The organism is Klebsiella sp. Shm-1 (assembly GCF_040804525.1).
GTDB classification, from domain to species: Bacteria; Pseudomonadota; Gammaproteobacteria; order Enterobacterales; family Enterobacteriaceae; genus Klebsiella; species Klebsiella pneumoniae.
In genome coordinates this window covers 5,154,274-5,177,536 of sequence record NZ_CP161823.1, presented here as the reverse complement: position 1 = coordinate 5,177,536, position 23,263 = coordinate 5,154,274, and the positions used below count along the sequence as shown (strand labels likewise).

At 55.0% G+C, this 23,263-nt stretch carries 22 protein-coding genes; 12 read left to right on the top strand and 10 right to left on the bottom strand.

Annotation, left to right across the window (positions count from 1 at the left end; translation table 11 throughout):
- Positions 1–259: 259 nt before the first annotated feature.
- On the bottom strand, positions 260–892 hold the full coding sequence (yihA, locus tag AB1E37_RS25225; RefSeq protein ID WP_002882734.1) for a ribosome biogenesis GTP-binding protein YihA/YsxC: 633 nt from the start codon (positions 890–892) through the stop codon (positions 260–262).
- A gap of 583 nt (positions 893–1,475) precedes the next feature.
- Here yihA and yihI point away from each other — a divergent pair.
- The gene (gene yihI, locus AB1E37_RS25220) at positions 1,476–1,982 is read left to right on the top strand and encodes a Der GTPase-activating protein YihI (protein ID WP_002882743.1); all 507 of its coding nucleotides are present in this window, start codon (positions 1,476–1,478) and stop codon (positions 1,980–1,982) included.
- 188 nt (positions 1,983–2,170) lie between these two features.
- Entirely contained in the window at positions 2,171–3,544 is a 1,374-nt protein-coding gene (gene hemN, locus AB1E37_RS25215; protein WP_002882745.1) for an oxygen-independent coproporphyrinogen III oxidase, read from the top strand.
- A gap of 35 nt (positions 3,545–3,579) precedes the next feature.
- On the opposite strand, the gene AB1E37_RS25210 is transcribed toward hemN, so the two are convergent.
- The 4 genes from AB1E37_RS25210 to glnA all read right to left on the bottom strand — a co-directional run bounded on the left by AB1E37_RS25210 (position 3,580) and on the right by glnA (position 7,866).
- Entirely contained in the window at positions 3,580–3,690 is a 111-nt protein-coding gene (locus tag AB1E37_RS25210) for a YshB family small membrane protein (RefSeq protein WP_004152951.1), read from the bottom strand.
- A 110-nt stretch (positions 3,691–3,800) separates the two neighbouring features.
- Positions 3,801–5,210: a nitrogen regulation protein NR(I) gene (gene glnG, locus AB1E37_RS25205; protein ID WP_002882749.1), complete on the bottom strand. Its 1,410-nt coding sequence runs from the start codon at positions 5,208–5,210 to the stop codon at positions 3,801–3,803.
- A gap of 8 nt (positions 5,211–5,218) precedes the next feature.
- Positions 5,219–6,268, bottom strand: a complete 1,050-nt coding sequence (glnL, locus tag AB1E37_RS25200) for a nitrogen regulation protein NR(II) (protein WP_004146229.1) — start codon at positions 6,266–6,268, stop codon at positions 5,219–5,221.
- Positions 6,269–6,456: 188 nt separating this feature from the next.
- Entirely contained in the window at positions 6,457–7,866 is a 1,410-nt protein-coding gene (gene glnA, locus AB1E37_RS25195) for a glutamate--ammonia ligase (RefSeq protein ID WP_002882753.1), read from the bottom strand.
- A 378-nt stretch (positions 7,867–8,244) separates the two neighbouring features.
- On the opposite strand from glnA, the gene typA reads away from it, so the two are divergent.
- From typA to fabY, 5 genes are all read left to right on the top strand, one after another.
- On the top strand, positions 8,245–10,068 hold the full coding sequence (gene typA, locus AB1E37_RS25190; RefSeq protein WP_002882755.1) for a ribosome-dependent GTPase TypA: 1,824 nt from the start codon (positions 8,245–8,247) through the stop codon (positions 10,066–10,068).
- 135 nt (positions 10,069–10,203) lie between these two features.
- Positions 10,204–10,803, top strand: coding sequence for a glucose-1-phosphatase (yihX, locus tag AB1E37_RS25185; RefSeq protein ID WP_004901669.1), 600 nt, complete (start codon positions 10,204–10,206; stop codon positions 10,801–10,803).
- On the top strand, positions 10,797–11,657 hold the full coding sequence (locus AB1E37_RS25180; protein ID WP_002882807.1) for a virulence factor BrkB family protein: 861 nt from the start codon (positions 10,797–10,799) through the stop codon (positions 11,655–11,657). The genes yihX and AB1E37_RS25180 overlap by 7 nt, the downstream gene beginning before the upstream one ends.
- On the top strand, positions 11,654–12,091 hold the full coding sequence (dtd, locus tag AB1E37_RS25175; RefSeq protein WP_002882809.1) for a D-aminoacyl-tRNA deacylase: 438 nt from the start codon (positions 11,654–11,656) through the stop codon (positions 12,089–12,091). Before AB1E37_RS25180 ends, dtd begins: the two co-directional genes overlap by 4 nt.
- Before the next feature lie 44 nt (positions 12,092–12,135).
- The gene (gene fabY / locus AB1E37_RS25170; RefSeq protein ID WP_004178031.1) at positions 12,136–13,077 is read left to right on the top strand and encodes a fatty acid biosynthesis protein FabY; all 942 of its coding nucleotides are present in this window, start codon (positions 12,136–12,138) and stop codon (positions 13,075–13,077) included.
- Positions 13,078–13,090: 13 nt separating this feature from the next.
- Here fabY and AB1E37_RS25165 read toward each other — a convergent pair whose 3' ends face one another.
- Entirely contained in the window at positions 13,091–14,008 is a 918-nt protein-coding gene (locus tag AB1E37_RS25165) for an alpha/beta hydrolase (RefSeq protein ID WP_004901674.1), read from the bottom strand.
- Between the two features lie 204 nt (positions 14,009–14,212).
- Between AB1E37_RS25165 and AB1E37_RS25160 the strand changes: the two genes are divergently transcribed.
- Positions 14,213–14,455: a CopG family transcriptional regulator gene (locus AB1E37_RS25160; protein WP_004150355.1), complete on the top strand. Its 243-nt coding sequence runs from the start codon at positions 14,213–14,215 to the stop codon at positions 14,453–14,455.
- A complete protein-coding gene (locus AB1E37_RS25155; RefSeq protein WP_002882817.1) occupies positions 14,455–14,838 on the top strand; it encodes a type II toxin-antitoxin system VapC family toxin in 384 nt (127 codons plus the stop codon). Before AB1E37_RS25160 ends, AB1E37_RS25155 begins: the two co-directional genes overlap by 1 nt.
- A 173-nt stretch (positions 14,839–15,011) precedes the next feature.
- Here AB1E37_RS25155 and fdhE read toward each other — a convergent pair whose 3' ends face one another.
- Genes fdhE through fdnG form a run of 4 tightly spaced genes read right to left on the bottom strand, consistent with a single transcriptional unit; the run spans position 15,012 to position 20,535 of the window.
- The gene (gene fdhE, locus AB1E37_RS25150; protein ID WP_367776943.1) at positions 15,012–15,941 is read right to left on the bottom strand and encodes a formate dehydrogenase accessory protein FdhE; all 930 of its coding nucleotides are present in this window, start codon (positions 15,939–15,941) and stop codon (positions 15,012–15,014) included.
- The gene (fdoI, locus tag AB1E37_RS25145) at positions 15,938–16,573 is read right to left on the bottom strand and encodes a formate dehydrogenase cytochrome b556 subunit (RefSeq protein ID WP_004901683.1); all 636 of its coding nucleotides are present in this window, start codon (positions 16,571–16,573) and stop codon (positions 15,938–15,940) included. The genes fdhE and fdoI overlap by 4 nt, the downstream gene beginning before the upstream one ends.
- On the bottom strand, positions 16,570–17,472 hold the full coding sequence (fdxH, locus tag AB1E37_RS25140) for a formate dehydrogenase subunit beta (protein WP_004901686.1): 903 nt from the start codon (positions 17,470–17,472) through the stop codon (positions 16,570–16,572). The genes fdoI and fdxH overlap by 4 nt, the downstream gene beginning before the upstream one ends.
- Positions 17,473–17,484: 12 nt before the next feature.
- Positions 17,485–20,535, bottom strand: coding sequence for a formate dehydrogenase-N subunit alpha (gene fdnG, locus AB1E37_RS25135; RefSeq protein ID WP_085921749.1), 3,051 nt, complete (start codon positions 20,533–20,535; stop codon positions 17,485–17,487).
- Positions 20,536–20,691: 156 nt separating this feature from the next.
- On the opposite strand from fdnG, the gene fdhD reads away from it, so the two are divergent.
- The 3 genes from fdhD to AB1E37_RS25120 all read left to right on the top strand — a co-directional run bounded on the left by fdhD (position 20,692) and on the right by AB1E37_RS25120 (position 23,252).
- Positions 20,692–21,528 (top strand): formate dehydrogenase accessory sulfurtransferase FdhD, encoded by an 837-nt coding sequence (gene fdhD / locus AB1E37_RS25130; RefSeq protein WP_002882828.1) that lies wholly within the window; start codon positions 20,692–20,694, stop codon positions 21,526–21,528.
- Between the two features lie 128 nt (positions 21,529–21,656).
- Entirely contained in the window at positions 21,657–21,869 is a 213-nt protein-coding gene (locus tag AB1E37_RS25125; protein WP_002882830.1) for a YdgH/BhsA/McbA-like domain containing protein, read from the top strand.
- A gap of 402 nt (positions 21,870–22,271) precedes the next feature.
- Entirely contained in the window at positions 22,272–23,252 is a 981-nt protein-coding gene (locus AB1E37_RS25120; RefSeq protein ID WP_002882831.1) for a 6-phosphofructokinase, read from the top strand.
- The last annotated feature ends 11 nt before the right edge of the window (positions 23,253–23,263 follow it).

The following is a 23,263-nucleotide window of genomic DNA, read 5'->3' as shown; positions in this document are numbered from 1 at the left end:
TGAAAAAAAACTACAAAAAATGCTTTATCCGTGAGCGAAAGAAGAGTAAAGTTATTCGCGTAGGGTACAGAGGTAAGATGTTCTATCTTTCAGACCTTTTACTTCACGTAATCGGATTTGGCTGAATATTTTAGCCGCCCCGGTCATTTATGACCGGGGCGTTTTTTATTGCGCGAAAGAAAAGTTTTAGGCTGTGAAAACAACGTAGTATGAACGTCCGGATAGGGCGCTACGCGCCGTTATCCGGAAAAAGCGGGGGTTACTCGGCGTCTTCGACGGCTTCTTGCGGCGGGATTTCGTTAAACCAGCTATCCAGCTTCTGTCGCAGCTTATCGACGCCAGATTTTTTCAGCGAAGAGAAGGGTTCAACCTGGACATCGCCATTGAAGGCCAGTACCGCTTCACGCACCATATTCACTTGCGCTTTACGCGCGCCGCTGGCGAGTTTATCGGCTTTGGTGAGCAGTACCAGCACCTGAATATCGCTCTCTACCGCCCATTCGATCATCTGCTGATCGAGATCTTTAAGCGGATGACGTATGTCCATCAGCACCACGAGACCCTTCAGGCAAAGACGTTTTTCCAGGTATTCCCCCAGCGCGCGCTGCCACTTGATCTTCATCTCTTCGGGTACTTGCGCATAACCATAGCCGGGCAGGTCGACAAGGCGCTTGCCCTCAGCGACTTCGAACAGGTTAATCAGCTGCGTACGCCCCGGGGTTTTGGAGGTACGCGCCAGGTTCTTCTGATTAGTCAGCGTATTCAGCGCGCTGGATTTTCCCGCGTTGGAGCGGCCGGCGAACGCCACTTCAATACCGGTATCGGCAGGAAGATGGCGGATATCTGGCGCGCTAGTGACAAAGTGCGTCAGTTGATAATTCCAGTTGGTCAAGACGGTCGTCTCCGTTAAAACAGGCTATGGCAGGGATTATACCTGAACAGCAGAAAAAGGCTGTTTTTACCGCACGCCGTTCCTGTAAGTAAAAACCATATGGTTTGTGAGACATTGACTATTCTTTGTATAGGACATACCTGAGGAAAATAAGACAAAACATATTTAAAGTATTGAAAATTAATCAATTATAGAAATAGAGAATTCTGAAAATAGATTTTTAACTGCCAGACTGGTTGTCGATTTTTGTCAACAAGGTAAAGTAATACACAACGGCGGGGATGCTGAAAGGATTAGGACTCAGGACGAGGAGTCAGGAAGCGCCAGGAGGCGAAGACCACAGGATAGTCAGGATGACGCGCGTCTTGGAGACGTTTTACAGGGAAAAGGAAGAAACAGGGACCGTTGGACGCTAAGGGAAAGACAGGGTGAGTCGTTAGCGAACAGGGAAAGAAGAGCCCGTTAAGGGTGGTCAGTGAGGAAAAAGGCGACAGAGTAATCTGTCGCCTTTTTTCTTTGCTTGCTTTCTGCTAGATTCCGCCTCAATTCTATACTGAATACTACTGTCTGAAGATTACACATCATGAAAAAACCGACATCCGCCACCCGTGGCAAATCCGGCCGCAAGTCGCGTGAAGAGTTAAATCAGGAAGCTCGCGATCGCAAACGGCAGAAGAAACATCGTGGCCACGCGGCAGGCAGTCGCGCGAACGGCGGCGATGCGGCTTCAGCGGGTAAAAAACAGCGTCAGGCGCAAGATCCGCGCGTGGGTAGCAAAAAACCGATCCCGCTGGGCGTGAGCGAAAGCAGCGCTCCAGCCCCCAAGCAGCATAAACCAAAGAGCGAGAAACCTATGCTTTCACCGCAGGCTGAGCTGGAGTTGCTGGAGAATGATGAGCGCCTGGACGCGCTGCTGGAACGTCTGGAAGAGGGCGGCACCCTTAATGCTGAAGAGCAGAGCTGGGTGGACGCCAAACTGGATCGCATTGATGAGCTGATGCAGCAGCTCGGCCTCTCTTACGATGATGAAGATGAAGAAGAGGAAGAGCGTCAGGAAGATATGATGCGTCTGCTGAAGGGTGGAAACTAACATTTGCATCCCATCGGATTCCCGGTACTCCTTATAACCCTTCTGGTTATATGTTATCTGCTGTGGTTATTCGTTAAACTACGACGGTTGTCGCGGCGTCAGAAATGGCTGCGCAACCGGCTCATGACCCGCGGTGCGGTGGGGCCGGGACGGCGTACCCGTCGGCGGCACCATCGGAAGGAGTGAGCATGTCTGAGCAGATAATCGACTGGGATCTGGCCCTGATCCAGAAATATAACTATTCCGGGCCGCGCTATACCTCGTATCCCACCGCGCTGGAGTTTTCACCGCAATTTGGCGCGGCGGAATTCGATGCCGCTGTGGCCCGTTACCCACAGCGTCCCCTGTCGCTGTACGTGCATATCCCGTTTTGCCATAAGCTGTGTTATTTCTGCGGCTGCAATAAGATAGTCACCCGCCAGCAGCATAAGGCCGATCAATATCTCGATGTCCTTGAGCAGGAGATCATCCACCGCGCGCCGCTGTTTGCCACTCGCCAGGTGAAGCAACTGCACTGGGGGGGCGGCACGCCAACTTATCTCAATAAGGCGCAAATCAGTCGCCTGATGGATCTGTTGCGCAGCCATTTTCATTTCAGCGCGGAAGCCGAGATCTCCATTGAGGTCGATCCGCGTGAGATCGAGCTGGATGTCCTCGATCATTTACGCGCTGAGGGTTTCAACCGCCTGAGTATGGGCGTACAGGACTTCAATAAAGAGGTTCAGCGTCTGGTTAACCGTGAGCAGGACGAAGCGTTCATCTTTGATTTGCTCAACCATGCGCGGGAGATTGGTTTTACCTCGACCAATATCGACCTCATTTATGGCCTGCCGAAGCAAACGCCGGAGAGCTTCGCCTTTACCCTGCAAAAGGTCGCCGAGCTCAATCCTGACCGCCTGAGCGTGTTTAACTATGCGCATCTGCCCACGCTCTTTGCCGCTCAGAGGAAGATTAAAGATGCCGATCTGCCCTCCGCTGAGCAGAAGCTGGAGATCCTGCAGGAAACCATCGGCTCGCTGACGACGGCAGGCTATCAGTTTATCGGCATGGACCATTTCGCCCGTCCCGATGATGAATTAGCGGTCGCGCAACGTCACGGCGTACTGCATCGTAATTTCCAGGGCTACACCACTCAGGGCGATACCGATCTGCTGGGGATGGGCGTTTCGGCGATCAGCATGATTGGCGACAGCTACGCCCAGAACCAAAAAGAGCTCAAGCAGTACTACCAGCAGGTAGCAGAGCAAGGGAACGCCCTGTGGCGCGGGATCGCGTTAACTCGCGATGACTGTCTGCGTCGCGACGTGATTAAAGCGTTGATCTGTAACTTCCAGCTGGATATCGCGGCGGTCGAGGCGCAGTGGGACGTGGATTTTGCGTCTTATTTCGCCGAGGATCTGAAGCTGCTGGCGCCGCTGGCGCATGACGGGCTGGTGGCTGTGGATGATAAGGTCATTCAGGTGACGGCGAAAGGCCGCCTGCTGATCCGCAACATCTGTATGTGCTTTGATGCCTACCTACGGCAAAAGGCCCGGATGCAGCAGTTCTCACGGGTTATTTAATATTTTCCCCCTCTCCCGCAGGAGAGGGGGAACAATTAGCTGAACAGCCCGACCAGCGCAGCGCACAGCACGGCAGCGACTGCCGTTTGTGGCGTGTGACTCGCAGCGGCGCCGCTCGATATCATACTCACCAGTGATTCAAACATGATGCTCTCCCCTAATGCCGGGCACGATCATACTCAACTCATCGGAACAGTAAAGTACAAAATAGCAGCACTTTGCGCCGATCGGCTATTTTTCATCATGCTGTTGAACCCTACTCCATACCCAATTCTTTTAGCTTACGCGTCAGGGTATTACGTCCCCATCCCAGCAGGCGCGCAGCCTCCTGTTTGTGTCCCTGGGTATGGCGCAGGGCGGTCGTTAGCAGCGTGCGTTCCATTTCGGGTTGCGCTTCTGAGAGCAGGTTTTGATGACCGGATCGCAACGCCCGATCGGCCCACTGACCCAGCAGCGTCGCCCAGCTGTCAGGCTGCATCTGCGTTGGGCTATCAGGAATCGTGGTCTCAAACAGTTCGCTCGGCAGATCCTGCGTCAGCACCTCCTGGCCGGCGGCCATGACGGTGAGCCAGCGACAGGTGTTTTCCAGCTGACGGACGTTGCCTGGCCACGCCAGGCGGGTCAGCGCTGTCTCCGTTTCCGGATGCAGCTGTTTGGCTTCAACGCCGAGCTCGCGGGCGGCTATCTGCAGAAAATGGCGGGCCAGGCGTGGAATATCTTCCCGGCGCTCGCGCAGCGGCGGTAAATGCACCCGGATGACGTTCAGGCGGTGGAACAAATCTTCACGAAATTTCCCCTCCTGCACGCGCTGTTCCAGGTTCTGGTGGGTAGCGGCGATGATCCGCACATCGACCTTGACCGGCGCGTAACCGCCCACGCGATAAAACTGACCATCCGCCAGCACGCGCAGCAGACGAGTCTGGACATCAAGCGGCATATCGCCAATTTCATCCAGGAACAGCGTACCGCCGTCAGCCTGTTCAAAGCGACCCTGACGGACGGTATTGGCGCCGGTAAAGGCTCCTTTTTCATGGCCGAACAGCTCGGACTCAATCAGGTCCTTGGGGATCGCCGCCATATTCAGCGCGATAAACGGCGCTTTTGAGCGTGGACTATGGCGATGCAGGGCATGTGCGACAAGCTCTTTACCGGTACCGGATTCGCCATTGATCAGCACGCTGATGGATGAGCGCGACAGGCGGCCAATAATGCGAAAGACATCCTGCATAGCTGGCGCTTCGCCGATGATGTCGGCGGTTGGGCTACTTATCGGCGCATTTCGCGGCTGCTGCTGCTCTTGATAGTGGCTTATCGCCCGGTCGACGAGGGCGACGGCTTCATCGATATCAAAAGGTTTGGGCAAATAATCAAAAGCGCCCTGCTGATAAGCGCTGACCGCGGCGTCCAGATCGGAATGCGCGGTCATTATGATGACCGGAAGCATTGGATGGCGCTGCTTAATCTGTTTGAGCAGCGCCAGACCATCCATTCCCGGCATACGGATATCTGACAGCAGTACATCCGGGGTTTTGGTGGTGAGGGCATCTAGCACCTCATTGCCGCTTTCGAACGTTGTGCAGCTCAAGCCGGCTCCGGTGAGCGCGCGTTCAAGCACCCAGCGGATGGAGCTATCGTCATCAACGATCCAGGCTATCCCTCGTTGCATAAACACCTCTACTTCCGAATAGGCAGGTATACCGAAAATTCGGTATGACCCGGCCAGCTGGTGAATTCAATTTTGCCGGAGTGCTGATCGATAAGGCTACGGGCGATAGATAAGCCCAGGCCGGTACCGCCTTCGCGGCCGCTGACCATCGGATAGAACAGCGTATCCTGGAGATGGGGCGGAATACCCGGGCCATTATCTTCAACGTCGATGCGGGCGGCGAGGCGATAACGCACCCCGTGCAGCGTCAGCTGGAAAGCGGTGCGGGTGCGAAGAATAATTTCGCCCCCTTCCGGCCCCAGAGCCTGCAGCGCATTACGGACGATGTTCAGCAACACCTGTTCAATTTGATCCGGGTCGTGGGGTAGCTCTGGTAGGCTGGGGTCGTAATCGCGGATCAACTTCACGTTGTCCGGCAACTCCATGGAAACCAGTTTAACTACCCGTTCGGCGACTTTGTGGATGCTTTCGGTAACGTGCATGCCCGGATGCTGTGGTCCGAGCAGGCGGTCGACCAGATTTCTTAACCGGTCGGCCTGCTCAATGATCACTTTGGTATATTCCGTTAGCGCCGGGTCGGGCAGCGCTTTGCTGAGCAGCTGGGCCGCGCCGCGCAGGCCGCCTAACGGGTTTTTTATCTCATGCGCCAGGCCGCGGACGAGGTCGCGAGCGGCGACCTGCTGCGCATGCTGCAGCTGCTCCTGGCTCAGGCGGCGCTGATTATCCATCGGCGCCATTTCCAGCAGAATAAAGCCTTCCGGCAGCCGCTGGGCGGTCAACGACAGGATGTGCGAACGGCCATCGATAACCAGCGTCACTTCGTTATCGGTAAACCCCTGGCCCGCCTGCAGGCTCTCCTGCATCAGCCCGATATTCAACGAAAAATAGCTCAACAGCTCAGGTAATGGGGTGCCAAACAGCTTGCGCGAGCTCTGCGCCAGCAGCTGCTGCGCCGCAGGGTTGGCAAAGTGCACCGCCAGGTCATCATCGACCAGTAAAATACTGTTGATAAGGGAGTTAAGGATCTGCCCAGCATCGGGCAGTGTGCCTGTTGCCATTCGACAGTCTCCTGAAAATGAATGCACCAATTTAGTGCAGTATAGCTTTTTATCGGTAAAAAGCTCGCGAGATCAGCGTGTTGGTGGAGAAAAAAGCCCATCCTGAGATGGGCTGAAAGTTTCCACGGCAACAAAATATCCCGGGCATCTCGCGCCACAACACTACATACCCTGGATTTACAGCAAAATTAGACGCTGTAGTACAGTTCGAACTCAACCGGATGCGGAGTCATGCGTACGCGGTCGTTCTCTTCCATACGCAGGGCGATGTAGGCATCGATAGCGTCATTGGTGAACACGCCGCCAGCGGTCAGGAACTCGCGGTCAGCATCCAGGGCCTGCAGGGCTTCTTCCAGAGAACCGGCAACCTGCGGGATCTCTTTCGCTTCTTCCGGCGGCAGGTCATACAGGTTTTTATCCATTGCTTCGCCCGGATGGATTTTGTTCTTGATACCATCAAGGCCAGCCATCAGCAGCGCCGCAAAGCACAGGTACGGGTTGGCAGCCGGGTCCGGGAAGCGCACTTCGATACGACGCGCTTTCGGAGAGGTCACCACCGGAATACGGATAGAGGCAGAGCGGTTACGGGCAGAGTAAGCCAGCATAACCGGCGCTTCGTAACCCGGGACCAGACGCTTGTAGGAGTTGGTGGTCGGGTTCGCCAGGGCGTTGATGGCTTTAGCGTGTTTGATTACGCCGCCGATGTAGAACAGCGCCTGCTCAGACAGACCGGCGTATTTGTCGCCGGAGAACAGGTTGGTACCGTTTTTCGCCAGGGACATATGGCAGTGCATGCCGGAGCCGTTGTCGCCGAACATCGGTTTCGGCATAAAGGTCGCGGTTTTACCAAAGCGGTGAGCGACGTTGTGAACAACGTATTTGTAAATCTGAATTTCATCCGCTTTTTTGGTCATGGTATTGAAGCGGGTTGCCACTTCGTTCTGACCTGCGGTTGCTACTTCATGGTGATGGGCTTCAACAACCAGACCCATCTCTTCCATGATCATACACATGGTGGAACGGATGTCCTGAGAAGAGTCTACTGGCGGAACCGGGAAGTAACCCCCTTTCACGCCCGGACGGTGACCTTTGTTACCGCCTTCGTATTTGGTGGAGGAGTTCCACGCACCTTCAATGTCATCGATCGCGACATGGGAGCCGGAGATAGAGGCGCCAAAACGGATGTCGTCGAACAGGAAGAATTCTGGTTCTGGCCCGAACAGGACGGTATCAGCGATGCCGGTGGCGCGCAGGTACTCTTCAGCGCGTTTCGCGATGGAGCGCGGGTCACGGTCATAGCCCTGCAGGGTGCCTGGCTCGAGGATATCGCAGCGGATGATCAGGGTCGGTTCTTCGTAGAACGGGTCAATGACCGCGGTGGACGCGTCCGGCATCAGGACCATGTCAGATTCGTTGATACCTTTCCAGCCACCAATCGAGGAGCCATCAAACATTTTGCCTTCTTCGAAGAATTCGGCATTTACCTGATGAGACGGAATCGTGACGTGCTGTTCTTTACCTTTGGTATCGGTGAAGCGCAGATCGACAAACTTCACTTCGTGCTCGTTCAGCATCGTCAAAACGTGTTCAGCGGACATACTTAAACTCTCCCGGATTGGTCATTGTCGTCGTGGTAACGAAAACTTCATACTGCTTAAAAGTGGCGTTGTTGCCTTAAAAAAAATAAAGCGAAATCTGTGCCAACTTTTAAATGCCCTATAAAACGCTGTATCATGCGCACCATAGTGCAAAAGGACTGCACCATGATGGAGATAATGCACCAAAATAGTGCTTCAGTGTGAACATTGAGCACCATTTTGGTGCAATTTTTGTTACGGTGCCCTTTTATCGCTCCGTGAAAGCGGTCACAAAGAAACTCTGCAATACTTGTTTGCGGAGGATGTTTGTGATCCTGTTCAGTCCTTCGCTTAATACGTGTACAATAACGCGCTATTTCTAATGCCTGAGGCAAAGTTGTGATCGAAAATCTGCGTAATATCGCCATCATCGCGCACGTTGACCATGGTAAAACTACCCTGGTTGACAAGCTGCTACAGCAATCCGGTACGTTCGACGCACGTACTGAAGCACAAGAACGTGTGATGGACTCCAACGATTTGGAGAAAGAGCGTGGGATTACCATCCTCGCGAAAAACACCGCAATCAAATGGAATGATTACCGTATCAACATCGTTGATACCCCAGGGCACGCCGACTTCGGAGGTGAAGTTGAGCGTGTTATGTCCATGGTTGACTCTGTGCTGCTGGTGGTAGATGCCTTTGATGGCCCGATGCCGCAAACGCGCTTCGTGACCAAAAAAGCTTTTGCCCACGGTCTGAAGCCGATCGTGGTCATCAACAAAGTTGACCGCCCGGGCGCGCGTCCGGACTGGGTTGTCGATCAGGTGTTCGACCTGTTCGTTAACCTCGATGCGACCGACGAACAGCTGGACTTCCCGATCGTTTACGCGTCCGCGCTGAACGGTATCGCGGGTCTGGATCACGAAGACATGGCTGACGACATGACCCCGCTGTACCAGGCGATTGTCGATCGCGTGCCGGCGCCGGACGTTGATCTTGACGGTCCGCTGCAGATGCAGATCTCCCAGCTGGACTACAACAACTACGTTGGTGTTATCGGCATCGGCCGCATCAAGCGCGGTAAAGTGAAGCCGAACCAGCAGGTCACTATCATCGATAGCGAAGGCAAAACCCGTAACGGTAAAGTCGGTAAAGTGCTGACTCACCTGGGTCTGGAGAGAATTGAGAGCGACGTAGCTGAAGCTGGCGACATTATCGCGATCACCGGTCTGGGCGAGCTGAACATCTCCGACACCATCTGCGACCCGCAGAATGTCGAAGCGCTGCCGGCCCTGTCCGTTGATGAGCCGACCGTTTCCATGTTCTTCAACGTCAACACCTCTCCGTTCTGCGGTAAAGAAGGTAAGTTCGTTACCTCTCGCCAGATCCTGGACCGTCTGAATAAAGAGCTGGTGCACAACGTGGCGCTGCGCGTTGAAGAAACCGAAGACGCTGATGCGTTCCGCGTTTCCGGCCGTGGTGAACTGCACCTGTCCGTTCTGATTGAAAACATGCGTCGTGAAGGTTTCGAGATGGCGGTTTCCCGTCCGAAAGTTATCTTCCGCGAAATCGACGGCCGTAAGCAAGAGCCGTTCGAGAACGTGACGCTGGACGTCGAAGAGCAGCATCAGGGTTCTGTCATGCAGGCGCTGGGCGAGCGTAAAGGCGACCTGAAAAACATGAATCCGGACGGTAAAGGCCGCGTACGTCTCGACTACGTGATCCCAAGCCGCGGTCTGATCGGCTTCCGTTCAGAGTTCATGACCATGACCTCCGGTACCGGTCTGCTGTACTCCACCTTCAGCCACTACGACGACGTTCGTCCGGGCGAAGTGGGCCAGCGTAACAACGGCGTACTGATCTCCAACGGTCAGGGTAAAGCGGTAGCGTTCGCGCTGTTCGGTCTGCAGGATCGCGGTAAGCTATTCCTCGGCCACGGCGCTGAAGTTTACGAAGGCCAGATTATCGGTATTCACAGCCGTTCCAACGACCTGACGGTAAACTGCCTGACCGGTAAGAAACTGACCAACATGCGTGCGTCTGGTACTGACGAAGCCACGGTTCTGGTTCCGCCGGTTAAGATGACCCTGGAGCAGGCTCTGGAGTTCATCGATGACGACGAACTGGTAGAAGTTACTCCGACCTCTATCCGTATCCGTAAACGTCACCTGACCGAGAACGACCGTAAACGCGCGATGCGCGGTGCAAAAGAAGAGTAATTTTTTCTTCTTGTTGTTCGCTAAACCCCGCCTCACCGGCGGGGTTTCTTTTTTTCATTCCTGCATCACACGCCAATAGTCAAATCCAGCCTTTCCCGCTAAAGTTAATTTTCCACGGCGCGGAAGGAGACAAAAATGCTCTATATCTTTGATTTAGGTAATGTGATTGTCGACATTGACTTCAACCGGGTATTGGGAGCCTGGAGCGATTTAACCCGCATCCCGCTGGCGACGCTGAAGCAGCATTTCACCATGGGTGAGGCTTTCCATCAGCATGAGCGCGGCGAGCTCAGCGATGAAGACTTTGCCGCCGCCATGTGCCATGAAATGAATATGCCCCTCAGCTATGAACAGTTTGCTCACGGCTGGCAGGCGGTGTTTGTCGCGCTGCGCCCGGAGGTGATTACCATCATGCATAAACTTCGTGCCCAGGGGCATCGGGTGGTGGTGCTCTCCAATACCAATCGTCTGCACACCACGTTCTGGCCCGATGAATACCCGGAAGTGCGCGCGGCCGCCGATCGCATTTATCTGTCGCAGGAGATGGGATTGCGTAAGCCTGAAGCGCAAATTTATCTGCGAGTACTGGAAGAAGAGGGGGTTTCCGCCGCAGATACGGTCTTTTTTGATGATAACGTCGATAATATAGCAGGGGCCAACCGGTTGGGGATCACCAGTATCCTGGTGACTGGTAAGGAGACCATCCCTGACTATTTCGCGAAACAGCTATGCTAAAAACCGTTCATCAAAAATTACTCCACCATACCCGGCCGCTGCTGGCGTGGCTAAAGCTGCTGTGGCGGCGCATTGATGAAGACCATATGACCACTCTGGCGGGGAACCTCGCCTATGTGTCATTACTGTCCCTGGTGCCGCTGATTGCCGTCGTGTTCGCGCTGTTTGCGGCCTTTCCTATGTTCTCCGAAGTCAGCGTGCAGATCCGTCATTTTATCTTCGCCAATTTTATTCCGGCGACCGGGGATGTAATCCAGGGATATATCGAGCAGTTCGTGGCCAACTCCAGCCGCATGACCGCCGTAGGCGCCTTTGGCCTGATCGTCACCTCGCTGCTGCTGATGTACTCGATCGACAGCGCGCTAAACACCATCTGGCGCAGCACGCGCAGCCGCCCCAAAGTTTATTCCTTTGCCGTTTACTGGATGATCCTGACCCTCGGCCCGCTGCTGGCGGGCGCCAGCCTGGCGATCAGTTCCTATTTGCTGTCGCTGCGCTGGGCAAGCGACCTGGACGGCGTAATTGATAATCTGCTCCGCCTATTTCCGCTGATCCTCTCCTGGGCAGCGTTCTGGCTGCTCTATAGTATTGTACCGACTACCCAGGTACGTAACCGCGACGCGGTGATCGGGGCGCTGGTGGCGGCGCTGCTGTTTGAGGCAGGTAAAAAGGCGTTTGCCCTCTATATCACCACCTTTCCGTCCTATCAGCTAATTTATGGGGTGATTTCGGTGGTGCCGATTTTGTTCGTCTGGGTGTACTGGACCTGGTGTATCGTCTTGCTTGGCGCTGAAATTACTGTCACTCTCGGTGAATACCGCAAACTTGAAACAGAAGAAACAGAACAACCATGATTGCATTAATTCAACGCGTATCCCGTGCAAGCGTTACCGTGGCGGACGAGGTGACGGGCGAAATTGGCCCAGGGCTTCTGGTGCTGCTGGGCGTCGAGAAAGACGATGATGAACAAAAGGCGAATCGCCTTTGTGAACGCGTGCTGGGCTACCGCATCTTCAGCGATGCGGAAGGGAAAATGAACCTGAATGTCCAGCAGGCGGGCGGCAGCGTGCTGGTGGTTTCGCAATTTACGCTGGCGGCCGATACCGAGCGGGGGATGCGACCGAGCTTCTCGAAAGGCGCTGCCCCTGACCGCGCTGAGGCGCTGTATGAGTATTTCGTCGCCCGCTGTCGCCAGCAGGAAATGCACACCCAGACCGGAAGATTCGCTGCGGATATGCAGGTTTCTTTGGTCAATGATGGTCCCGTGACCTTTTGGTTGCAGGTATGACCCAGCTTCCGGGCAGGCTGCGGGTAACAAAAGAGAGTACGACTATGTATCACCTTCGTGTACCGCAAACAGCAGAAGAGTTAGAGAGCTACTACCAGTTCCGCTGGGAGATGCTGCGTAAGCCGCTGCATCAGCCTAAGGGATCGGAACGTGACGCCTGGGATGCGATGGCGCATCATCAGATGGTAGTGGATGAAGAGGGCAACCTGGTTGCCGTCGGCCGGCTATATATCAATGCGGAGAATGAAGCCTCCATCCGCTTTATGGCTGTGCATCCCTCGGTGCAGGATAAAGGGCTGGGTACGCTGATGGCGATGACCCTGGAGTCCGTCGCGCGTCAGGAAGGGGTTAAGCGGGTTACCTGCAGCGCGCGCGAAGATGCGGTGGAATTTTTCGCCAAGCTCGGATTTGTCAATCAGGGTGAGATCACCACCCCGACCACCACGCCGATCCGTCATTTTCTGATGATCAAACCGGTCGCGTCGCTGGACGATATTTTGCACCGCGGCGACTGGTGCGCACAGCTCCAGCAGGCGTGGTATCAGCATATTCCGCTGAGTGAAAAAATGGGCGTACGTATTCAGCAGTACACCGGGCAGAAATTTATTACCACCATGCCGGAGGCGGGGAACCAGAATCCGCACCATACGCTGTTCGCCGGCAGCCTGTTTTCGCTCGCTACCTTAACCGGATGGGGGCTTATCTGGCTGATGCTGCGCGAGCGGCACCTGGGAGGCACCATTATTCTGGCGGATGCGCATATCCGCTACAGCCAGCCTATTAGCGGCCGCCCCAGCGCCATCGCCGACCTCGGTTCTCTGAGCGGCGATCTCGACCGACTGGCGCGCGGGCGTAAAGCCCGCGTGCAAATGCAGGTGGAGCTTTTTGGCGACGATAAACAGGGCGCCGTTTTCGAGGGGATCTACATCGTGTTGCCGGCGAAGCCCTTTGGCTCGTACGAAGAGGGCGGCAACGAGGAAGAGTAAGCGCCTGCGGCAGTTATCGTCCTGGCGATGCCACACGCCAGGCGATATCCCGCATGGCATCACGCGCGGCGTTGCTGATGCCTCCCAGCTGAAAGAAGCCGTGGATCACCCCCAGATAGCGCTGACAGGAACTCTCCACCCCTTGCTCCGTCAGCCTTCGGTACAGCACTTCGCCCTCATCACGTAAAGGATCGAACTCCGCCGTCAGAATGTGGACCGGTGGCAGACCGTGAAAATCTTCGCGCCACAGCGGACTGGCATCCGGATGGGTAGCGGGTGTGGCCGCTAAATACATTTCGTAGCCGCTAAGCAGCGTGTCCCGGGTAATGATGTAATCCTCGCCGTTGCTGGCGTAGCTTGCCATGCTGGCGGTAGCGTCGAGCATCGGGTAAATCAGGATAAGCTGTGCAGGCTGCCATGCTCCCGCCGCTTTCAGGCGCAGAGCCGTGACCAGGGCGAGATGCCCGCCGGCGCTGTCGCCGGCCAGGGTGATGCGTGATGCGTCAACGCCAAGCTGCTCCGCGTGCCGGTGGATAATCATGACACCTTGTTCTGCGTCATCGTGCGCCGCCGGAAAGGTATGCTCCGGCGCCAGGCGGTACTGTACAGCGATCACCCGGCAACCGCTGAACATGGCTAACTGACGGAGTTGGTTATCGTGGGTGGTAAAGCCGCCGCTGACAAAACAGCCGCCGTGGTAGTAGATAAGCGTGGGTAGCAGGCCGTCGGCTGTGGGCGGTGAAACGACGCGGAAGTGCATACCCTCCAGGGTGATATCCTCCACCCGCACTCGCGTTTCCGTCTCCCCGGCGAGTACCGCACTGGCGATATAGCCGGCCCTCCGATCATCAATATGCTGATCGCGTGATGACGGACGACCTGCCGCAATAAATGCCTCAACCAGAGAAGCAATCCCTTTTTCCAGCGCCATATGAAGTTCCTTATACTGTTTTAATATCCAGTGTTATAGCCTGGATTATGGCGAAAAGACAGGCCTGTTGAGGTCGCCTGTGCATTATGGAAAGCGGCTCGCAAAAAAGAGTTTACCTGACAAAATCCTGTTTGTTTCCGATTCCAAAAGCTGTAGATTGCTCATAACTTCATCACTGGTGATATACTTGAGGTATATATGAGCATGATGGCTGAAAGGGATATGGGCAGAATTCTTCTCGATTTATCAGACGATGTCATTCAACGTCTCGATGACCTCAAAGTGCAGCGTAACATTCCGCGAGCGGAACTGTTACGTGAAGCGGTTGAACAATATCTGGAGAAACAAGATCGAGCTAAAGATACCATCTCCAGTGCGCTGGGTCTGTGGCAAGACTGCGAAGAAGACGGCATGGAATATCAACGTCAGCTACGCAAGGAGTGGTAATGACCTCCGGATCTGCGCTTTTTGATACCAATATTCTTATTGATTTATTTAGCGGGCGTCGCGAAGCCAAACAGGCGCTGGAGGCCTGGCCACCGCAGAATGCGATCAGTCTGATTACCTGGATGGAGGTGATGGTTGGCGCTAAAAAATATCACCAGGAGCAGCGCACGCGAATGGCGCTGAGCACCTTTAATATCATTAACATCTCACAGGATATTGCAGAGCGAAGCGTTGCGCTGCGGCAGGAGTATAAGCTTAAGCTGCCGGATGCCATCATTCTGGCGACGGCGCAACTCCATCGTCTGGAACTAATTACGCGGAATACGAAGGATTTTGCCGGTATTCCTGGCGTAGTCACGCCGTACGAAATCCACCCTGAATAATTCGAGTGGCAGGAGGACGACAAGTGAGCGATAAACTCGTCTGAAACGAATATCTCCAGCCAAAGGTTGGCCTCTGATAACGGTCAGTGACGCGTGTGAATAATCCCTGCGCACGTTCGTGTCACAAGAAGGAAAACGGGCGACAAGAGCCGCCCGAAATCATACTGCAGAACTTACTCCCCTTCGCCGGGGAACATGAACGGGTTAATTGAGCTTCTGGCGAAGCCCTCCTGTTCCATGCGGGCGTCGAGCACCAGGGAGGCCAAATCGTCGGCGACGGCTTCGACTTTCGGATCCTTCTCCTGATACATAATCTTCAGGTAGGTTCCGCAGTCGCCGCAGCTTTCGGCTTTCACCGCCGCCTGCTCGTTGTCCAGCGACCAGTAGTGCAGGTCGCGGCTCTGCTCGCAGTTGCTGCACTTGACGCGTACTAAGTGCCACTCAGTTTCGCACAGGTTGCAGTGCAGATAGCGCAGCCCCTGAGTGGTGCCGATTTGCACGATGCTGGAGACCGGCATCGAGCCGCACACCGGGCAGAACTGGCGCTGTTCGCCGTATTCGGCGCGCGCTTTTCCTGGGATCAGACTGGCCATCTGCGCCCAGTAGAGCGACAGCGCAGCCCAGATAAACGGCGCTTTGTCGCTACTGACGGAGGCGAAATCGGAAACAAACAGCGCGCTGGCCATCTGCTCCAGCTCCTGCTCAGAGGCTTTTTCCAGATTCTCAATGACCGCCAGCGCCGGGCCGCTCATCTCCGGCTTCAGCTCGGCAATCAGCGAGTGCAACAGCTTGTGCCAGTGCTTGTCGCGCGGCAGGACGTGGATATCCAGCGGCGGCTTGCCCTGTTCGCTGGCCGCTTTAATGCGGGCGGTGAGATCCATCTGCAGCGGATGGTCGTACAGCACTACTTCCTGGGCATGGGCAATCAGCGCGGCAAAGCGCAGGTAATCGCCTAGCGGGTTATTAGCGGCCAGCTCGCGCAAGCGTTCAGCGCGGCGGTTATACAGATTTTTCAGCCTGGGGAACAGTAACGGCGGAATTGCTTCCGCCGTGCGTTTCTCGCTCGAACCCAGCTCGTCTTGCGGGATTATGCGAATACTCATTCAGATGACTTATCCTGTTTCTGGCGGACCTCTCGGTACCAGCGCGGGTGATGTTTCTTCGCCCACGTTTTGGTAACCCAGCCTTCCACCATCGCGGTAATGGTGCCTTTCACCCAGAGGGCGGCGTAGATATGCACCATGATAACCACAATTAACGCCACTGCGGCAAATGAATGCAGCATCAGCGCAAATCGGATCACCGGGATTGAGAAAGCCGGCGCAAAATACGGACGCCAGATGATCACACCGCTCACCAGCAGCAGTACCAGGAAGATAATCGCCGCCCAGAATACGCATTTCTGGCCGAAGTTATAGCGCCCGGTATCGCCCACCTCCTCGTTGACGACGATCTTACGAATATTCTTCGCCCAAAAGATATCATCCCGATTGATTAGGTTGTGATGCCAGTAACGGAAAAACATGATGATAAACGACGCGAACATCACTACCCCGACGAACGGGTGGAGAATTCGCGCCAGCTGCGGCGTGCCGAGGATATGCATCAGCCAGTTAAAGGACGGGAAGAAAAAGCCTAACCCGCTCACCGCCGCCAGGACGAAGCAGAAGGCGGTGACCCAGTGGTTGATGCGTTCCGGCGCCGTGTAGCGCACGATGGTGTCACGTCTTTTCATTTGCGCACCTCGTCTTTCTCTTCATGCAGATTGTCCTCTTCCTCTTCCGCGCGGTTCGGACCGACGCCGACGTAGTGGAAGATACTGGCTGCGAAGGTCGCGGCGAAGCCGACGGCCGCCAGCGGTTTCCAGATGCCTTTCCAGAACTTGACGGTCTGGCTGATCTCCGGGTTTTCCGGCAGGCCGTGGTACAGATTCGGCTTGTCGGCATGGTGCAGCACGTACATGACGTGGGTGCCACCGACGCCGGCCGGATCGTACAGGCCCGCATTGTCATAACCGCGGGTTTTCAGCTCAGCCACGCGTTCGCCGGCCAGCGTTTTCATATCCTCTTTGGAGCCAAAGTGGATTGCGCCGGTCGGGCAGGTTTTCACACAGGCTGGTTCCTGGCCGACGGTCACGCGGTCTACGCACAGGGTACATTTGTAGACGCGGTTGTCTTCCGGGCTCAGACGCGGTACATCGAACGGACAGCCGGCGATACAGTAGCCGCAGCCGATGCACTGCTCGGACTGGAAGTCGACAATGCCGTTGGCGTACTGAATGATCGCGCCTTCTGACGGGCAGGCCTTCAGGCAGCCCGGGTCCGCGCAGTGCATGCAGCCATCCTTGCGGATGAGCCATTCCAGCTTGTCGTTTTGTTCCACCTCCGAGAAGCGCATGACCGTCCATGACTTGGCGGTCAGGTCCGCCGGGTTGTCATACACCCCGACATTGTGACCGACTTCATCACGAATATCGTTCCATTCGGAGCAGGCCACCTGACAGGCTTTGCAGCCGATACAGGTGGTGACGTCGATAAGCTTCGCCACCTCCTGCTGGTGGTCCCGCGCCTGAGGCGCGGGGGTGAAACCGTTAGTCGCGGAACGACGAATAATATCTTGCGATTGGTAAGCCATAAGTCGTCTCCGTTACACCTTTTCCACGTTCACAAGGAAAGCTTTGAACTCCGGCGTCTGCGTATTCGCATCACCGACGAACGGCGTCAGGGTATTGGCAATAAAGCCTTTTTTCGCCACGCCCTCATAGCCCCAGTGAATAGGAATGCCGATGGTATCGATATCCTTACCGTCAACTTTCAGCGTGCGAATACGTTTGGTCACCACCGCCTTGGCTTTGATATAGCCGCGGTTGGAGGAAACTTTCACGGTATCGCCGTGGCCGATGCCGAGCTTATTCGCCAGTTTTTCCCCGATCTCCACGAACTGTTCCGGCTGGGCGATGGCGTTAAGTAGCGCATGCTTGGTCCAGTAGTGGAAGTGCTCGGTCAGACGGTAAGTGGTGCCGACGTACGGGAACTTCTCGGCCTTACCCATCTGCTCGAGATCGCCTTTGAAGACGCGAGCGGCCGGGTTAGAGACCACGTTCGGGTGCAGCGGGTTGGTCCCGAGCGGCGTTTCAAACGGCTCGTAGTGTTCCGGGAACGGTCCTTCCGCCATCTTGTCGATAGCGAACAGACGGCCCATCCCTTCCGGCTGCATGATAAACGGACCGACGTCGCTGCCAGGCGCGGCGGCGCTGTAGTCCGGAATATCCACGCCGCCCCATTTGGCGCCGTCCCATTTCAGCAACTGACGCTTCGGATCCCACGGTTTACCCTGCGGGTCCGCGGAGGCGCGGTTATACAGGATGCGGCGGTTGAGCGGCCAGGCCCAGGCCCAGCCCAGGGTATTGCCGAGACCGGATGGATCGGCGTTATCGCGGCGCGCCATCTGGTTACCTTCCGGCGTCCAGCTCCCGGCGAAGATCCAGCAGCCGCTGGAGGTGGTGCCATCATCTCGCAGCTGCGCAAAGGAGCTCAGCTGTTGGCCTTTCTTGACGATCACCGCGCCGGTTGCCGGGTCGGTGATATCCGCCAGCGCTTTACCGTTGCTTTCCATCGCCACTTCTTCCGATGCCGGCTCGTGTGGCGTGGAGTAGTTCCACGTCATGTTGAGCACCGGCTCCGGCGCCGGGCCACCCTCTTCGGCATACATCTTACGCAGGCGAGTGAAGATACCGGCGAGAATTTCACCATCGGTGACGGCGATCCCCGGGGCGTCCGCGCCTTTCCAGTGCCACTGCAGCCAGCGGCCGGAGTTGACGATAGACCCATTCTCTTCGGCGAAGCAGGTGGAGGGCAGACGGAACACTTCGGTCTGGATTTTCGCCGGATCGACATCGTTCGACTCACCATGGTTTTGCCAGAAGGTGGACGTTTCGGTATTGAGCGGGTCGATAGTCACGAGGAACTTCAGCTTCGACAGGGAAGCGACGACCTTGTTTTTATTCGGGAACGAGGCGACCGGGTTAAAGCCCTGGCAAATATAGCCATTCACTTTGCCCTGATTCATCATCTCGAAGTACTGCAGAACGTCGTAGCTCTTATCCCACTTCGGCAGCCAGTCATAGCCCCAGCTGTTTTCCGCGGTGGCTTTGTCGCCGAAGAAGGCTTTCATCATGGAGACGAAGAACTTCGGATAGTTGCCCCAGTAGTTGACCTGGTCTTTCAGTAGCGGCTTCGGCGTGTTAGCCGTCAGGTAGGTCTGCAGGTCGGCCTGTTTTTCGTTCGGCAGCGACATGTAGCCTGGCAGGCTGGTGGAGAGCAGGCCGAGGTCGGTCAGACCCTGGATATTGGAGTGGCCGCGCAGGGCGTTGACGCCGCCGCCCGCCATCCCCATGTTGCCGAGCAGCAGCTGGATCATCGCCATGGTGCGGATATTCTGCGCACCGATGGAGTGCTGGGTCCAGCCGAGAGCGTACAGGAACGATGCGGTCTTATCCGGCGCGCTGGTTTCAGCAATGTATTCACAGACTTTGAGGAAGTCGGCCTTCGGCGTACCGCAGATGTTTTCGACCACATCCGGGGTATAACGGGAAACATGCTGCTTCAGCAGGTTCCAGACGCAGCGCGGATGTTGCAGCGTAGTATCGCGTTTGGCGAAGCCGTTTTCGTCCAGCTCATAGTTCCAGCTGGTTTTGTCGTACTGACGTTTTTCTGCGTTATAGCCGCTGAACAGCCCGTCGTCGAAGCTATAGTCCTCACGCACGATCAGGCTGGCGTTGGTGTAGGCTTCGGTGTATTCACGGTTGAATTTTTCGTTATTCAGCAGATACAGGATCACGCCCGACAGGAAGGTAATGTCGGTACCGGAACGAATCGGGGTATAGAAATCAGCCACCGACGCCGTACGCGTAAAGCGCGGATCGATAACGATGAGCTTGGCGCCGTTATGAATTTTGGCTTCCATCGCCCAGCGGAACCCCACCGGATGCGCTTCTGCGGCGTTACCGCCCATCACTACGACCAGGTTGGCGTTTTTAATATCAACCCAGTGGTTGGTCATCGCACCGCGACCAAATGTTGGAGCAAGACTTGCTACCGTTGGTCCGTGTCAGACACGCGCCTGGTTATCCACCGCCAGCATCCCGAGGGCGCGGGTGAATTTTTGCGTTAAATAGCCGGTTTCGTTACTGGAGGCGGAGGCGCACAGCATCCCGGTAGTCAACCAGCGGTTGACGGTGGTGCCGGCGTCGTTTTGCGCGATAAAGTTGGCGTCGCGGTCCTCTTTCATCAGCTTGGCGATGCGATCGAACGCTTCGTCCCAACTGATTTGCTGCCATTTATCGGAGCCTGGCGCGCGATATTCCGGGAATTTCAGGCGGCTTTCAGAATGGATAAAGTCCACCAGACCAGCCCCTTTCGGACAGAGCGCACCACGGTTGACCGGATGATCCGGATCGCCTTCGATATGGAAAATGGATGCTTTGGCGTTTTTCGCGCCGTCGCCGAGGCTATACATCAACAGCCCACAGCCGACAGAACAGTATGTGCAGGTGTTACGGGTTTCGCGCGTGCGCAGCAATTTGTACTGCCGTGTCTCCGCGAGCGCAGTTGCCGGGGCAAAGCCCAGCGCTGCTGCCGTGGTTCCCGCCATACCGCCAGCGCAGATCTTAAAGAACTGCCTTCTGCTGACCTGCATGGTTCGCTCCTTGTTTCGACATTGTCACATGTAGTTATTTGCTTTGCGGTGAAGGCCGCAAAGGTTCAGAATTAGGGCAAATTTCCCTCATTCCTGAAGGGATAAAAACAGAATACCACATTGTGTGTATGCCTGTTCCAATACGGTTAAAGCAAAGTGAACAAGAAGCCTCTCGAACAAATCAAAAACGTGACGAATGTCACAGGATATCGCCAGGTCTCCCTCTGGAAACGCGAGGATCTGCAACACCCTCAGCCAGATGAGTTAGCGGAAGAGGTGCCCGTCGCGCTGGTCTACAACGGTATCTCCCACGTGGTGATGATGGCCTCCCCGAAAGATCTGGAGCAATTCGCCGTCGGCTTCTCCTTATCCGAAGGGATTATCGAGCACCGGCGGGAGATTTTCGGCATGGACGTGGTAGCGGTGTGCAACGGCCTTGAGGTGCAGATTGAGCTCTCCAGCCGGCGTTTTATGGGCCTCAAAGCCCGGCGTCGCGCGCTGGCCGGGCGCACCGGCTGCGGCGTATGCGGCGTCGAGCAGCTCAATGATATTGGTAAGCCGGTCCAGCCGCTGCCGTTCACTCAGTCGTTCGATTTAGCCAATCTCGATCAGGCCCTGGCGCATCTTAACGACTTTCAACCGGTTGGCCGGCTCACCGGCTGTACTCACGCGGCCGCGTGGGTCCGGTTGACGGGCGAACTGGCGGGCGGGTTTGAAGACGTTGGCCGGCATGTCGCCCTGGATAAATTGCTGGGCCGGCGGGCGGAAGTCGGCGAGGGGTGGCAGCATGGCGCCGCGCTGGTCTCCAGCCGCGCCAGTTATGAAATGGTGCAGAAGGCGGCGATGTGCGGCGTCGAGATCCTGTTCGCGGTCTCGGCGGCCACCACCTTAGCAGTGGAAGTTGCCGAGCGCTGCAATCTGACGCTGGTGGGCTTTTGCAAGCCGGGCAGGGCGACAGTTTACACCCATCCGCAGCGTTTAATTGCGGGTTAAATATTGGTCAATAAATTTGAACAATGACAGCAAATCCTTCCGCTTTTTGTTTAGCGATGTGCGGGATACTATTTAACACATCAAGGCACAGCGCCTTATCTAAACAACTAAATGAAAGGGTTTATATCATGAAAAGCATCAAAACTTTTGTCGCAGTAATCGCTATGGCCGCCTCTTTCGCTTCCTTCGCTGCTGAAACCGTGACCGCAACCGCCTCCACAATGGACGGCGCGGAAGCGAAAATCGCCGCACAGGCGCAGGCTGCCGGCGCTTCGTCTTACAAAATCACCGAAGCGTTTACCGGCAACCGCGTGCATATGACTGCCGAACTGAACAAATAAGCGTATAGCAACTGTCGAAAGAGCGCCTCAGGGCGCTTTTTTTGTTTTCGTTTTCCGCTTCCCGTCTCTGCGAAATTTGCCAATATTTTCCTCTGCTACGAAAAAAATGTGGCACTAATCACGTTTCCGTTCTTTTCTTAAATCCTCCTTTTTATGGCAAAGGAAAGGTCAGCACGCCTGAATATCTCGATTTTTTAACGCCATGAAATTTAAAGATATTAAAAACAGAAAGCGATGGAGATCACTCTCTTTAAATGGGATATGTATCACAAAAATAGGTGTTTCGCCGTACCTGTCAACTATTCACTGCGGTAATTTAATACGCATTATGTGATCTTCATTGCAAATAGAAGGCTTGTACTCAGGGAAAAATGTTGTCAGGCAAATGAGCGAGGATGCGTCATGAAAATTGGTATCGTTATTAGCGGCGGGGATGTTTCTGGAATGAATAATTTTATATTCCAGATAGCCAGGCAGGCTAATGCTGATATCACGCTGTTTAATGGCGGTATTCCAGGGCTACTGGAGAAAAGTCATCAGGATATGGCGTGGCGCGATCTGGTTGATTATTCAATTACCGCGGTGCCGATCATTACCTCGGGGCGAACCAGTCGCAAACTGCAGCGCAGTGAATATGAAAGCATTGCTAAAAAACTTAAATCTCTGCGTATTGATGTGCTCATTATGGCCGGGGGGGATGGCAGCCTGCAGTTTCTGAATACCCTTAGTGAATTTGAGATTAATTGCTTTGGTGTGGGAATGACTATCGATAATGATGTGTATGGCAGTGATTATACGATTGGTTTTTCCACGGCCTGTGAGCAAATTATTAAAGAAGTCTCTCGTTTAAGAAATACCGGAAGAGCGCTGCCCGGTCGGGTTTTTATGGTTGAGATATTAGGAGGCTATTGTGGAGAACTAACGTTGCAGTCCGCCATTAAATGTAATGCGGATATTGCCCTGATCCCGGAGGCACAGATGCCGTTGGCCGTGCTCGCGGAACGGATTACCCGGAAGCTGAGTACGCAGAATAGCGTCGTTATCCTCTGCTCAGAAGGCTATACCAAAGAGTACTCTCCCGGCTTTCAGGGGGCGATTGATACCATGATTAAACAGCTGGAACCACAAATAGGTGTCCGTATCCGTAAAACGATCGTCGGCTATGGTTTACGCAGCGGTGATCCAACCTGCGAAGAGATTTATCAGGGCACTATAATGGCCAGTGAAGTGGTTCGCTGTATTCAGTCAGGTATGAAAAATAAAGCCATAATAATTAATTCCAGTAACAAACCTATTCCGATTGATTTAGTCAGTATGAAAAAACGTCTGGTCGATACTGAAGGACATCATTATAAACTTGCCAAGCAACTCAATATTATTTGAGGAGACCCTCC

Excerpts from the sequence above, each read along its gene's own strand:
- fdxH (WP_004901686.1), bottom strand. The coding sequence starts at position 17,472 with ATGGCTTACCAATCGCAAGATATTATTCGTCGTTCCGCGACTAACGGT.
- AB1E37_RS25180 (WP_002882807.1), top strand. The coding sequence starts at position 10,797 with ATGCTAAAAACCGTTCATCAAAAATTACTCCACCATACCCGGCCGCTG.
- glnL (WP_004146229.1), bottom strand. The coding sequence starts at position 6,268 with ATGGCAACAGGCACACTGCCCGATGCTGGGCAGATCCTTAACTCCCTT.
- AB1E37_RS25160 (WP_004150355.1), top strand. The coding sequence starts at position 14,213 with ATGATGGCTGAAAGGGATATGGGCAGAATTCTTCTCGATTTATCAGAC.
- AB1E37_RS25165 (WP_004901674.1), bottom strand. The coding sequence starts at position 14,008 with ATGGCGCTGGAAAAAGGGATTGCTTCTCTGGTTGAGGCATTTATTGCG.
- yihX (WP_004901669.1), top strand. The coding sequence starts at position 10,204 with ATGCTCTATATCTTTGATTTAGGTAATGTGATTGTCGACATTGACTTC.
- AB1E37_RS25210 (WP_004152951.1), bottom strand. The coding sequence starts at position 3,690 with ATGTTTGAATCACTGGTGAGTATGATATCGAGCGGCGCCGCTGCGAGT.
- AB1E37_RS25155 (WP_002882817.1), top strand. The coding sequence starts at position 14,455 with ATGACCTCCGGATCTGCGCTTTTTGATACCAATATTCTTATTGATTTA.
- fabY (WP_004178031.1), top strand. The coding sequence starts at position 12,136 with ATGTATCACCTTCGTGTACCGCAAACAGCAGAAGAGTTAGAGAGCTAC.
- AB1E37_RS25120 (WP_002882831.1), top strand. The coding sequence starts at position 22,272 with ATGAAAATTGGTATCGTTATTAGCGGCGGGGATGTTTCTGGAATGAAT.
- fdoI (WP_004901683.1), bottom strand. The coding sequence starts at position 16,573 with ATGAAAAGACGTGACACCATCGTGCGCTACACGGCGCCGGAACGCATC.
- glnA (WP_002882753.1), bottom strand. The coding sequence starts at position 7,866 with ATGTCCGCTGAACACGTTTTGACGATGCTGAACGAGCACGAAGTGAAG.
- AB1E37_RS25125 (WP_002882830.1), top strand. The coding sequence starts at position 21,657 with ATGAAAAGCATCAAAACTTTTGTCGCAGTAATCGCTATGGCCGCCTCT.
- dtd (WP_002882809.1), top strand. The coding sequence starts at position 11,654 with ATGATTGCATTAATTCAACGCGTATCCCGTGCAAGCGTTACCGTGGCG.
- fdhE (WP_367776943.1), bottom strand. The coding sequence starts at position 15,941 with ATGAGTATTCGCATAATCCCGCAAGACGAGCTGGGTTCGAGCGAGAAA.
- glnG (WP_002882749.1), bottom strand. The coding sequence starts at position 5,210 with ATGCAACGAGGGATAGCCTGGATCGTTGATGACGATAGCTCCATCCGC.
- yihI (WP_002882743.1), top strand. The coding sequence starts at position 1,476 with ATGAAAAAACCGACATCCGCCACCCGTGGCAAATCCGGCCGCAAGTCG.
- hemN (WP_002882745.1), top strand. The coding sequence starts at position 2,171 with ATGTCTGAGCAGATAATCGACTGGGATCTGGCCCTGATCCAGAAATAT.